8 protein-coding genes and 1 tRNA gene are annotated in these 12,309 nt (G+C 62.4%); 4 read left to right on the top strand and 5 right to left on the bottom strand.

From position 1 onward, the window contains the following. Positions 1-188 precede the first annotated feature (188 nt). On the top strand, positions 189-1,259 hold the full coding sequence (locus AC6FTP_RS22570; RefSeq protein WP_497209169.1) for an SAM-dependent methyltransferase: 1,071 nt from the start codon (positions 189-191) through the stop codon (positions 1,257-1,259). Between the two features lie 11 nt (positions 1,260-1,270). Here AC6FTP_RS22570 and AC6FTP_RS22565 read toward each other — a convergent pair whose 3' ends face one another. Further along, the gene (locus AC6FTP_RS22565) at positions 1,271-1,846 is read right to left on the bottom strand and encodes a hypothetical protein (protein WP_497209168.1); all 576 of its coding nucleotides are present in this window, start codon (positions 1,844-1,846) and stop codon (positions 1,271-1,273) included. A gap of 139 nt (positions 1,847-1,985) precedes the next feature. Between AC6FTP_RS22565 and glpX the strand changes: the two genes are divergently transcribed. The 3 genes from glpX (at position 1,986) to AC6FTP_RS22550 (ending at position 7,438) form a co-directional block, all read left to right on the top strand. Continuing rightward, entirely contained in the window at positions 1,986-3,041 is a 1,056-nt protein-coding gene (gene glpX / locus AC6FTP_RS22560; protein WP_497209167.1) for a class II fructose-bisphosphatase, read from the top strand. Between the two features lie 116 nt (positions 3,042-3,157). Then, on the top strand, positions 3,158-5,857 hold the full coding sequence (locus AC6FTP_RS22555; protein WP_497209166.1) for an Ig-like domain-containing protein: 2,700 nt from the start codon (positions 3,158-3,160) through the stop codon (positions 5,855-5,857). A gap of 81 nt (positions 5,858-5,938) precedes the next feature. Further along, the gene (locus tag AC6FTP_RS22550) at positions 5,939-7,438 is read left to right on the top strand and encodes an Ig domain-containing protein (RefSeq protein WP_497209165.1); all 1,500 of its coding nucleotides are present in this window, start codon (positions 5,939-5,941) and stop codon (positions 7,436-7,438) included. A 160-nt stretch (positions 7,439-7,598) separates the two neighbouring features. Here the strand turns inward: AC6FTP_RS22550 and AC6FTP_RS22545 are convergent, their stop codons facing one another. From AC6FTP_RS22545 to AC6FTP_RS22530, 4 genes are all read right to left on the bottom strand, one after another. After that, positions 7,599-10,220 carry a DUF1549 and DUF1553 domain-containing protein gene (locus AC6FTP_RS22545; RefSeq protein WP_497209164.1) on the bottom strand — a complete coding sequence of 874 codons (2,622 nt, stop codon included), beginning with the start codon at positions 10,218-10,220 and terminating at the stop codon, positions 7,599-7,601. A 94-nt stretch (positions 10,221-10,314) separates the two neighbouring features. Beyond that, positions 10,315-10,389: transfer RNA gene (locus AC6FTP_RS22540), tRNA-Gly, on the bottom strand. Between the two features lie 101 nt (positions 10,390-10,490). Beyond that, the gene (locus tag AC6FTP_RS22535) at positions 10,491-11,306 is read right to left on the bottom strand and encodes a hypothetical protein (RefSeq protein ID WP_497209163.1); all 816 of its coding nucleotides are present in this window, start codon (positions 11,304-11,306) and stop codon (positions 10,491-10,493) included. A gap of 12 nt (positions 11,307-11,318) precedes the next feature. Further along, positions 11,319-12,122, bottom strand: coding sequence for a hypothetical protein (locus AC6FTP_RS22530; RefSeq protein ID WP_497209162.1), 804 nt, complete (start codon positions 12,120-12,122; stop codon positions 11,319-11,321). Positions 12,123-12,309: the final 187 nt, after the last annotated feature.

The following is a 12,309-nucleotide window of genomic DNA, read 5'->3' as shown; positions in this document are numbered from 1 at the left end:
TGTCCCCCGGACTCTTCTGAGCCCAGGAAGTCTTGGCGATGTAAAAAACGCCGGTGGAAGCGGCGACGGACTGGGTGAGGAAGCTGCGGCGGTTGGTCATGGCAGAGCAAAGAACGCAGCTCAACAGACGGGACATGCATTTACTGATGACATCTCACTGCTTCACCTCCATCTGACGCGTCCCATTCATGTCCACGACTCCTGATCCCAACCTCCGCCCCTGGCTGGTGCGCATCCCTGAAATCTTTGAGGGGATCGCCGAGGACATCCTCAAGCGCTTCGGAGCCACCTCGATCACGCGCCTCGGGCTAGATTTTTACTCCATCAAGACCGCGACGCCGAAGCTGATCCAGACGTCTGAAGCGGCGAAGTTTGCCCGCTGGAATCTGCCGCTGGACCACTCCTGGCCCTGCAACGCGCAGAAGATGGACGGCTTCATCGAAAAGGCCGCGCAGACGCTGCTGAAGAAGTTTGGCGAGCGCGCGCCCCAGGCCATCTACATCGGCCTGCTGAACCCGACCTCGCCGGACAAATACTATCGCAGCCTCGCCTCGAACCTGCGCGGGCGGGTGATCACGCTCTTCCCGAAGTCCGCCGTCGCCACGGTGGAAGATCAGGACCCGACGAAGGCCACGCTCTTCTGCCTCGTCGGCAAAGAAGGGCTGTTTTGTGGGATGCAAAGCCCGCGTCTCTCGAACGGCCTCTACCCTGGTGGCAGCAAGTACATTGATCAGGACTCACCGGACATCATCAGCCGCGCCGGGGCCAAGATCGCCGAAGCGCTGCACTACCTGCTGATGCATCATCCGGTGATGCCGAAGGGCAGCCACTGGCTGGAGCTCGGCGCCTGCCCCGGCGGCATGACCTCCGAGCTGCTGGCGCGTGAGCAGCGAGTGACGGCCATTGATAAAGCCCCGCTGGACAAGCGCCTGCACGGCAAGCCCGGCCTGAAGTTTGTCCATGCCGATGTCGCCACCTTCGAGCCGCCTCCGGGCACGAGTTACGATGCGCTGCTCTCCGACCTCAACGGCCCGCCCGAGGAATCCATGGACCATGTGCTGCGTCTCTCCAAATGGCTGCGCAAGCACGGGCTGGTGGTCTTCACCCTCAAAGTGCCGCGTGTGGACACGGTGGATGAACCCTGCGGCTTCTTCCGCCGCATCGTCGAGACGGCGACGGAAGGTGGGCTGCGGCTCTTTGCGCAGACGCACCTCACTTACAATCGCCACGAGTTCACGCTCTTCTTCTCGAAGGCTTGAGTCGGGAGTGATCAGCGTTGGAGTTCACCTTCGGGTGGCAGTTCCTTCCCCCGCCGGTATTCGCCATTGTAGCGGCGGTGGAGGTCATCCTCCGTCCACATCTGGCGGTCGGGGCCGGCGCTGCGGAGATCGATGCGGCTGCGCTCGCTGACGTGGAAGAAGAGAGGCGTCTGCCAGCGGTCCACGATCTGACCCTGGGCATTGAAGCAGGGATGGGAGTCGGGCAGGAAGCGGAGCTGGTCGCGATTTTTGCCACGAAGGGCGGCGGCGAATTCTTCATTGGCTCCGAGTCGGAAGGGGGAGTCACCTTTGATGAGGAGGGTGAGATTGCTGAAGGCGTGGGCCATGCTGCTGAGGTCGTCCTCGGGGCGTGTGCCGGGCTGGGCGTAGTCTTTGAGGATGACCTCGCCGGGCAGGGGATCGACGGGCGGGAGGAGCCGGGGATCAGCGGGGCGGGAGGGAGCGGTGAGGATGGGAGCAGGGGGCCTTTTCCAGACGGTCTCCCGGACAATGTAGGCGACCAGCAGCAACGCGGCGAGAGTCAAGGCGCGTGCGGACAGGCGGCGGAAGGGCGAGGGGTGAACCATGAAGGGCGCGGGGAGTTTAGCGGGGAAGGGGAGCCTTTGCCAAGCCCAGAGGCAAATAACGGTGGAGGAGATGCTTCCAAATAGGCACAAGAATTTCTCGCGGAGTGGGGGCTTCTTTGCCATCACTGGAAGCACCACCATGTCCACCAACTCCCTGCCACCGCTCCGCAGTCCGCTTGACCTCGAACGCCTCATCGAATTCGAGTTTGTGCGTGCCACGGAGAATGCCGCGCTGCGCTCCCTGCAATGGCTGGGACGTGGTGAAAAAGAGCTGGCGGATGCCGCGGCATGCAGCGCGATCTATGGCGTCTTCGACATCCTGGATGTGTGCGGCACGGTGGTGATCGGCGAAGGCATCAAGGACAACGCGCCGGGGATCTTTGTGGGCGAGCATCTGGGAACCTGGAAGCCGGGCTCTCCGCGCTTCGACATCGCGCTGGATCCCATCGATGGGACGACGAACATCGCCAAGGGCTCGCCGAACAGCATTTCATGCATCGCCGCCGCGCAGGTGGCCGAGGGGGCGGAGTGCGCGATGAAGCACATCCCGAGTTTTTACTGTCACAAGCTGGCCTACGGTCCGGCGGTGAAGAAGGCGCTGAAGAGCGAGGGCGACCGCTCGATGCTGGACCTGCCGTTGAAGGACGTGATCGAGTTTGTGGCCAAGGCGCTGGACAAGCATGTGCGTGACGTGGTGGTGGTGACGATGGATCGTCCGCGTCATGCGGACATCATCAAGCAGGTCCGTGCCACGGGTGCCGCGCTACGCATGATCACGGATGGGGACATCACCGCCGCTGTGGCGCCGTCTTTGCAGGAGTCCGGCGTCGATCTTTATGTGGGCATGGGTGGCAGTCCAGAAGCGGTGCTCACGGCGGCGGCCCTGAAGTGCCTCGGGGGCGATATGGATGTGCGAATGTGGTTCCACAATGAAGAGCACCGGGCCGAAGTGGCGGCGCAGGTGAGTGCGGAGGAAATGACCCGCATTTACCGCAGTGATGATCTGGTGCCTGGGGAGAGCGCTCTCTTTTGCGCCACGGGCATCAGTGACAGTCCGCTGCTGCCCGGCGTGCGCACCATCGGTCATCGGGTGGAGACGCACAGCATCCTGATGCGTGCCCGCAGTGGCACGGTGCGGCGCATCCATGCCAGCCATGATCTGGACAAAAAGATCGTGCCGATCCGCCATGCCTGAGGTGGAAGTTGCCAAAAAAAGGTTAGGGCTGCCACATTTAAGGGCATATTCTCCAGACAGTCATAAGACCACCTCCAGTGGGGGGGCTGTCTGGTAACTTCAACTCCGCACCACTCATGAGAACACGCCTAACCTTCTTCCTCGCTTTGTGTGCTGCACTGGGCTCGCCTGTCATGGCGCAGTTCAACGGCACAGACGCCTTCACCACCAGCAGCAAGAATGCCGCCCTCTGGGGGGCGGACATCCAGAGCGGCTCCGGCCTGCTCACCCAGTCAGGCGGTGTGCTGCGCCATTCGAGCACCGGTGGGACGGATGATGACGTGATGCTCTGGCCCTGGCTCGGCGGGCTGGGGGCACTGGACAGCAGTTGGAGCGTGCAGTTGGACGTGATGGTGCCGGTGATCACACTCGGCGATGGTTACAGGGCGGTCGGCATGGGCATTGGTGTGCGTAATAGCGAGGATGACAGCCAGCACTTCACCGTGGCGCTGGAGAATGAGCGCTCCACTGGGGATCCGCAGAAGCATCAATATGTCTGCGCCGTGGACTACAATAATGACACCACGGAGACCGGTGTCACCTCCGGCGGCACGGTGGGTGCGGTGCGCATCTCGTGGAATGCTGGCACGCAGGTGCTCTCGGCTCAATATGATGCGGATGGCCCGGTGAATGGCTATGCGTGGACGACCTTCGCCTCCTTCAATCCGCTGGAAGGCTGGGGTATGGATGTGACAGGTGACTTGGAAATCTATGTCGGCGGATACTCCGAGTTCACGGCGGTCAGCATCGCGCAGAATGTGCGCGCCGATAACTTCAAAGTCAGCATGGAGGCGCTGGCGAATCTGGGCGGTGGGGACAACTTTGAGGACAATGTGAGGAGCCCTGCACGCTGGGGTGCCGGTATGAGTGAGTCGAATAATGCGCTGACAGAAGTCAATGAGCGTCTCGAATACACGAAGACAGACATCCTCGACGGTTGGGCAGGCATACCATGGATCGCAAACTCTGGCAGCTACACGGAGGACTGGGAGGCTGTGGTGGATGTGCATGTGGGAGATGTGGCCCTGCCTGTGGCTGAGGATGATCTGCGGATCTTGATGGATGCGCGTGTCGGCGGTCAGTCGGTATGGATCGAGCTGGGGCTAAAAAACACCGGAGGGGTGACCTCCCGCAAGTTTCGCTGGGCCAATGAGGGCGCAGGCGCTGGTGGCGGTGAAGTGATCACCGCAGCTGTGGATGCCTCACTGCGACTGGCCTTTGATGCGGAAGATAAGACAGTGGGCTGCTACTTCGATGCGGATGGAGGTGCTAATGGTTATGTCTGGACTCTGCTGGGGACGCTGGATGTGGATGCGCCGGGGACGAACTGGGCACTCGATGCGGATTCTCGTTTCAACATCTCCGTCGGTGGAGAGTCCATGGGGGTCGTCGTTCCCTCAGGGCTTGCTTTTGCGGATAATTTCCAGTTCTCCAGCCCGCTAGCGCCAGCCATCGTGGGATCACCGAGCGGCTTCGACCTCTTCACAGCCGCCGCCAAGGACCCCGTGAAGTGGGGGGAGGAATTTAGCGATGGCGACGCCGAGCTCAGCCAGTCCGGCGATGGCGTGCTGCGCTTCACGGCGGCTGGGGGGACGAGTGACGACTTCAGGGCGCGCCCCTGGATCGGTGACGCCCCCTTTGCCACGAACTGGAGCATTCAGACCGACGTGCATGTGCCTTACATCCCCCTCGCGCCCGGGCATACGGCGGTGGGCATGGGGCTCGCCATCCTGAACAGTGCCGACGAGTCGGATAACTTCTCCTCCCAGTTGGAGAACTACCGCACCACCGGCCAGCCGCAGCAGTTTCATTTCCTGAATGCCATCGACACCAATGGAGTCGGGGCGGAGACCTTTTCCTCGGCGTCCAGTAGTCACGCCGCAGTTCGCATCGCATGGAATGCAGCCACGAAGACGCTCACTGCGGAGTGCGATGACGACGGCCCTGCTGGCGGCTACCAATGGCGGGTGTTCAAGAGCTTCAATCCCACACTGGCAGGCTGGGACATGACAAGCAGCCACCGCTTCAGGCTCTTCATCGTCGGCAACGCCGAACTCACCCCAGTCACCCTCGGGCACAATGTCTATGCGGACAACTTCTACACCTTCGGCGTCACCCAGCCGCCAGCGCCACCCGTGGCAAAGACCCTCGCGGCGAGCGCCATCACCCACAGCACTGCCACGCTGAATGGCAGCGCCAATGCCAAGGGCACCCCGCGCAATGTCTTCTTCGACTACGGCCTCACCGCTGCCCTCGGCACCACCATCGCGGCCACTCCGGGGGTCGTTTCTGGTTCGGCGGACACGCCCGTCAGCGCCTCCCTCACAGACCTGCTGCCGCACACGAAGTATCATTACCGGCTCCGCGCCAGCGGGGCGCTCGGCACTGCCACGGGCAGCACCATGACCTTCACCACCGCCAATCGCACGCCCGTGGCCACGGGTGAGATCATCCCCGTGCTCCCCGGGGCCACCGTGTTGCTGCACATCTTGATGAATGACAACGATCCCGATGGTGATGCGCTCAGCGTGGCCTCCTTCACCGCCCTCTCTCCCGCCTCGGCGGGCAAGCTGGTCAAGCAGGGCTCCGGCCTCCTCTTCACTGCCTCCAACACCTTCACCGGCGCCAGCTTCAACTACGTTGCCAAGGACCCCCTCGGCAGCACCTCCGCTTCCGTCACCGTGAACCTCAGCCCCGGTAGCTGTTCCATCGACCCCACTACGCTCAGTCTCTCCGCAGGAGGCGCCAGCTACGACATCGCCGTCACTGCCACATGAGCCTGGTCTGCCATCAAGACCCTGCCCTGGATCAGTGTCTCACCGCTCTCTGGCACCGACGATGGCACCGTCACTGTCACTTTGTTAGGCAATAACGCCCTCACTGAACGCAGCGGCACCGTCATCATCGGCGGCGTCACCCACACCGTCACTCAGGACCCGGCCCTCGCGCCAGAGCTGTCCATGCCGGGGATCATCCCCGAGGGCATCGTCGGAGGGCTTTATCAGCTCAGCATCCCCACCACGCACTTCCCCGCCATCTACGTCGTCACCAAGATGCCACCCGGCCTCAGCATCGACAGCAACACCGGCCTCATCAGCGGCATCCCCACCAAGGACGGCACCTATCCCGTCACCATCAAAGCGGGCAACAAGGCAGGCAACTCCACAACCAACCTCAGCTTTAGCATCCTCATCAAGCCCATCCATTCAGGCATCGTCGGCAACTTCATCGGGTGGGTAGAGCGCCACCCCGGCTTCAATGGCGGCCTCGGCTCCCGCCTGGAGATGATGATCACCAGCACCGGCGGCGTCACCGGCAAGCTCATCACCGGTGTCGTCCCTGTGCCACTCAAAGGGCAGTTGGAGACCGATGTCGCCTCCCCGCTCGGTGCCACTCTCCAGATGAACGTCCCGCGCTCCGGGGGACTTCCACCCATCGTGCTCGATCTTATCCTCACCGGCACCACCCATTCCGTCACCGGCACACTCCAAGAGCCCATGGTGGATAGCGTCGCCGTCGAAGCTTGGCACAATCCCTGGAGCACGCTGAACAAAGTCGGCCCCTACTTCCGCAAACTGCACACCTTTGGTCTGGAGAATCAAGACCCCGACCCCAGCCTGCCCCAGGGAGACGGATTCGGCTCATGGAGCACCGTGGGGGAAACCACCGGCATGCTCACCACCGCAGGTCGCCTCCCCGACGGCGGCACCTTCACCTCCGGCGGCTTCATCGGCAAACAGGGGCAGATTCTCATCTACCAGCCGCTATATACAAACAAAGGCACGCTGCTCGGCAGTCTCCTGCATTCTCCACCTGACATCCCACCAGCGGACAACGGAATCAACGGCAGCCTCACTTGGAATAAACCCTCCGCCGATCCCACCAAGGACAAGGTGTACCCCGACGGATTCGCCTCATTCACTCTCTTGGTGACCGGTGGTGCCTATGTCCCGCCTGCTCCCAGCGATGTCGTAATGGGCCTGCCGGACGATACCTCTGAAAATGCGCGGCTCTTCTTCACCTCTGGCGGTCTTGATACCGAGGCTGCCGAGTTCGATCTCACTCTCAAACTCTACAATCCTGGGTCTGCTCTCGTGAACAAAGCCGACATCCCCCCGCACCCGAACATGGTCAAGATGCCCGTGCTGGATGCCGTCAAAGGCCTCTTCAGTGGCGACTTCATCCTCACTGGAGCTACGCCCGCGGAGAACCGCAAAGTGCCTTACCAGGGGCAGATCGTCACTCCGCCCATGGGGCTGAAGCGGGGCTACGGCTTCTTCCTCCGACCTGAGGTCAGCGCCGCCAGCTCTCAGAAGCTCTCCGGACGCGTCAGGCTTGAGGAAAACATGGGCCCATGACACCCCGGAAGGGCTGGGGACCCTCCTCAAAAGCTGAAGCTCAAGGGACTGCCCTGGATTTGGTGCGCACCTGTTAGGTAGGTCATGGCCCGCAAACCCCACTCCCTGCCCAAGTCTGAACTCGTACGCTAGTGCCCCGGGTTTCCAACTCGGGGGCGGGCTAATCAACGAACATGAACTCATTCGAGAGCATGAGGACTTGGGCGAGCTGCTGCCAGGGATTGAGGCTGGATTTGGGCTGCGCGGAGAAGTCTTTTTCGGCGTCCCAGGTGTCGGGGGTGGGCGGGCCGCCGGCTCCTGTGGTGTGGACGGTGGGGGTGAGCTTCGGGGACCAGAGGAATTGGTCGCTGTTCAGGCCGTCGGCGATATCGACGATGAAATCGAGGGTGTCGCCGGTCTGGAAGGCGAGGTCGGTGAGGCTGAAGTCGGCTTTGGCGCCGAGGAGCTTGGCATCACGCAGTTTGCCGAGGCGGGAGTGGCTGAGGAAGGCGCGGATGCCATCACCGACTTCGGGTTCGTGGATGAGGGTGGAGGTGAGGTCGTAGTGTCCGGTGGCGGGGGCGATCCAGCGGCGGATGACGGCGTGCTTGCGGGTGTTTCCGGGATGGCCGCCGCTGGAAGTGAGCTGAGCCCAGCCGAGTTCTTGGTTGGGCCAGTCGGCGGCTCCCTGCCAGGCGCTGCCGGTGAAGTGGGGCATGGGGGTGAAGGTTTTGACCCGGCCTGCGGCTTCATCCCATTCGCCGTAGCCGTAGTGCCAGGACTTGGTGTGGTCTGCCTCGACGATGACGGGGGCGCTGTCTTCCTGGACGAAGCTGAGGGCGGAGGTGAGCTCGGTAGAGGTGGGGGGACGCTGGAAGAGTTTTTGGTAGATGAAGCGGAGGCGGGCTTCGGGGGAGGCGGCGGTGGTGGTGGCGTTTTGGATGAGTGACTTCGCCTGCTGGACGACGAAGGGGTGGTTCATCCCGAAGAGGGCCTGCTGGGGGACGGTGGTCTCGGTACGCTGAGGGATGGAGAGGTCGGGATTGGCGAAGTCGAAGGTGCGCATGACGGCCGGGACGTTTTCGCGATCGACGAGGGCGTAGAGGGTGCGGCGGGTGTTGCTGCTGGCGAAGAGGGCCTCTGGGCGGCCACCGATGCGGAGGTTCAGCCGACCTGCGGCGGCGAGCCAGGCGTCCCGCGCTTCTTCAAAGCTGAGGCGGTGCGGGGTCATGCGGCCGAGGAGGCGGTTGTCGGGGTCAGCGGAGAATGAGTTTCCCGACTCGTTGTCTGAACGAGATGGAATGCTAGATCGACGGTAGGCCTCAGACATGAGGATGAGCCGGTGCATGGCTTTGAGGCTCCAGCCGGAGTCGATGAGGCGCTGGGCGAGCCAGTCCAGCAGCTCGGGATGGGTGGGCGGGCTGCCTTGTTTGCCAAAGTCGCTGGGGGTGGCGACAAGGCCGCGCCCGAAGTGGTGCTGCCAGAGGCGGTTCACCATGACGCGGGCGGTGAGGGGATTTCGGGGGGAGATGATGGCGTGGGCGAGTTCGAGGCGTCCGCTGCCCTGGGTGAAGGGGGCTTGTTTGCCAAAGAGGCTGAGATACTGCCGGGGGACGGTGTCGCCTTTGGTGAGGGGATTTCCCCGGATGAAGACGCGCGGGGAGCTGGGCTGGGGGCGGTCTGTGAGGATGGTGGCGTGGCCGGGAGCGGTGGACTTTTTCAGGAGGTGGCGGTCCACGTCTCCCTGTGCTTTCCAAAGCTCGGTGACGACGCCGATGGGGAAGTACATCTCGTTATTGGCGATGTGCTCGTCGGGGACGAAGCAGGGGGAGTCGGGTCGGCGGAGGACTTCGTCGGTGGGAGTGATGCCGGGGTTGTTGGCGAGCCAAGCGGTCCAGCGGTGGACGATGTAGGGGTTGAGGTCCTTTTCATCGAGGAGCTGGCCGAAGACTTCTTCGGGATACTTGGAGAGTTCCTTTTGTGCGGCGATGTAGTCGGCGGCGCGTGCGCGGCTGCGAGCCATCTGCTCCTCGCGGCGCTTGGTCATGAGCTCGCGGTTCTTTTTCACCAGGGCGGCGAGCTCGGCATCGTCGCCACTGGCACAGGGGACGACCTTTTCGGCGCTGCTCTGGAAGACACCGTAGAGGGCGTAGTAGTCGCGTGTGGGGATGGGATCGAACTTGTGATCGTGGCAGCGCGCGCAGGCGACGGTGAGCCCCTGGGTGCCGCGCATGACGACGTCGATACGGTCATCGATGATGTCATGGGTGACGCCGAGGAAGCGGCGGCCGAGGGTGAGGAAGCCCATGGCGGCGAGGTCTGGCGACTGCGGCGGCACGACCTGATCTGCGGCGAGCTGAAGAAGGAGGAAGCGATCATACGGCATGTCGTTATTCAGCGCGCGGACGAGCCAGTCACGATAGGGGGTGGCGTGGACCCAGAGCTTTTCTTCGCGGGCATAGACGTAGCCCTTGGTATCGGAATAGCGGGCGACATCGAGCCAGTGCCGCGCCCAGTGCTCGCCGTAGTGAGGGCTGGCGAGGAGGGTATCGACGAGGCGCTCGTAGGGCAGATCGCTGGAATCGGGAGGCAGGCCGGTGAGATCAAAGGAGACGCGGCGGGCCAGGGTGCGTGCATCGGCGCGGGGGGCGGGCTTCAGGCCCTGCTCGGCGAGCTGGCGATGGATGAATTCATCAATGCCGGTGCCTTTGACCGGCTTCAGTGGCTGGAATGCCCAATGCTCCGCCGAGAAGAGACTCGTGGAGAGGAGCAGTGTGGCGAACTGGAGGAGGCGGGAGGACATACGTAACCGCGATGAGTTACGTGAGCTTGGCGCGGAGTCCTTCTGGAGGTCTTGATTTCCCGGACCGTCGCTTCATTATCTTTACTGGAGATAATGGAGCGGGTGACGCGATTCGAACGCGCGACATCTTCCTTGGCAAGGAAGTGCTCTACCACTGAGCTACACCCGCTTTTCTGCGGGCCGGGATTCTGGAGCAGCTTCGTTTTCGTGCAAGCACAAAGTTGGGTTTTGTGGTCGTGCGATGAAGTTTTTCTCGATCAATGCCGCAGCTCACATCTCCATGATGTTGAAGAGCGTGAGGTTGCGGTCGTGAAGATACGCGGCGGCATAGACGCTGAAGAGGAACTGCATCTTTACCGGCAGGCCCGCTCCGGCGACGTGGACGATGGTGCTGTTCATGTACTGGCCGAAGAAGGAGAGACCGCCGGGACAGAAGGGCAGCGCGACTTCATGCATGGGCCACTTCACGACGTTTCCCGAGCGACTCCAGTCGCGCACGAGGCGATTGAAGGCGGACTGCTCGAAGAGGCAGTTGCCCTCGCGGAAGGGGGCGGGCTCTGACTCGATGGCACGCCAGGTTTTCATCAGTTCTCGCCAGCGTGAGGCGCGGACGGCCCAGGTGCCGCTGTTGATGCCCTCCATTTTCAGCGTCTCACGCTCGTGCTGGGTGAGATAGCAGCCGAAGTAGCCGGACTGGATGTGCGTCCAGGCTTCAGGAAGCACGGCGAGATCCCAGTCGCCTGTGAGGAGTGGGTCGAGGGGTTTGATCACCACGGCATCGCAGTCGATGAAGGCGATCTTGTCGTAGCCGGCGGGGTCGATGTGCTTTGCAAGCGAGTGTTTGAAGGACTGTGCGTAGTATTGAAAGGAGTGGTCGCAGTCGGGGGCGTTCGTGGCCTCGATCCGAACCTCCCGCACGCAGGCACGCGGCACCATGAAGAGCGGGTGCGGTGAATTGTGAAACACCACGATGTCCCCGGTGAAGCCCGAACGCAGAAGCGAGGAGACGAGGAGCTTGGCCATGTTGCGGTGCTCCATGGCTCCGACAGGATCAAGCGCGAGCGTATAGACGAGATGACGTGGCATGTGCGGATGAAGTCAGGTTTCCAAGATTTGGAGCAGCAGGGTCTGCGGATCGAAGAAGAAGGTGCTCATGTAGAGACCGAACATGAAGCGCAGCTTTTCCTCCAGCTCCCGCGACCCGGCCAGATGAACGAGCGTGGCGGCGAAGTAGTCCTGCGGGCGCGGATCATAGCCAAAGGGCGTGGCGAGGTCGGCCCTGCCCAGCGGGCGCTTTTTCAAACGAGTCTCGATGATCAATCGTGTGAGCGCGGCCTGATCGGCGAAGAACTTCTCGCGTGGCGATGGCCCCTCCGCGATACGCTCCCACTCAGCAGCCACCTTTGGAAACTGGCTGGCCTTTACGGCAAGGAAGCCGCCATTGATGCCCGGTTGCGCGAGATGGGCGTGCTCATGCTCGCCGATGAAGCAGTTGAAAAACGGCTCACCTGCCGAGCTGCCGGGCTCTGGGTAATAGGCGATGTTCCAGCGCTCATCGAGCAAGGGGCTGACATCTCGGAGCGCGAGACAGTCGGCGTCGAGGAAGAGGACTTTGTCATAGCCGCTGACCTCGAGCAGATGCCGCGCGCGGAACTTCCACTGCTGCGCGTAGTGCCAGAAGTCATCACCATCAGGACCCATGGTCTCGACGAGCACTTCCCGAACTCCGGCGCGCGGCACGCGGAAGAGAGGCTCGGGGGAGTTTTTGATCACCACGATGTCGCCACGAAAACCTGTGCGCAGCAGGGAGAGCACGAGCATTTTCGCCATGGTCCGATGCCCCGTCGCCCCTGGAGGATGATCCAGGGCGAGTGTGTAGGCGAGGTGTCGGAGATGTTTCATAGGTTCAATGAGGAACCGACCTTGCCTCGCTAGACACCTTACTCAAGCCGTGACTCTAGTTGACCAGCGGGATTTCGGTTGCGTCTTCGGCAAACTGGCCAAGCCTGAGCCCGCCATGAATCCTGAAGAACCCACAACTCAACGTTCTGTGGCCTCCATGTCGGCCTTGATCGAGCAACTGTCCCAG

Source organism: Prosthecobacter sp., assembly GCF_044378005.1.
Lineage (GTDB): Bacteria > Verrucomicrobiota > Verrucomicrobiia > Verrucomicrobiales > Verrucomicrobiaceae > Prosthecobacter.
Note: the sequence above shows the minus strand (reverse complement) of the source record. Positions and strands in the feature narration are given on the sequence as shown.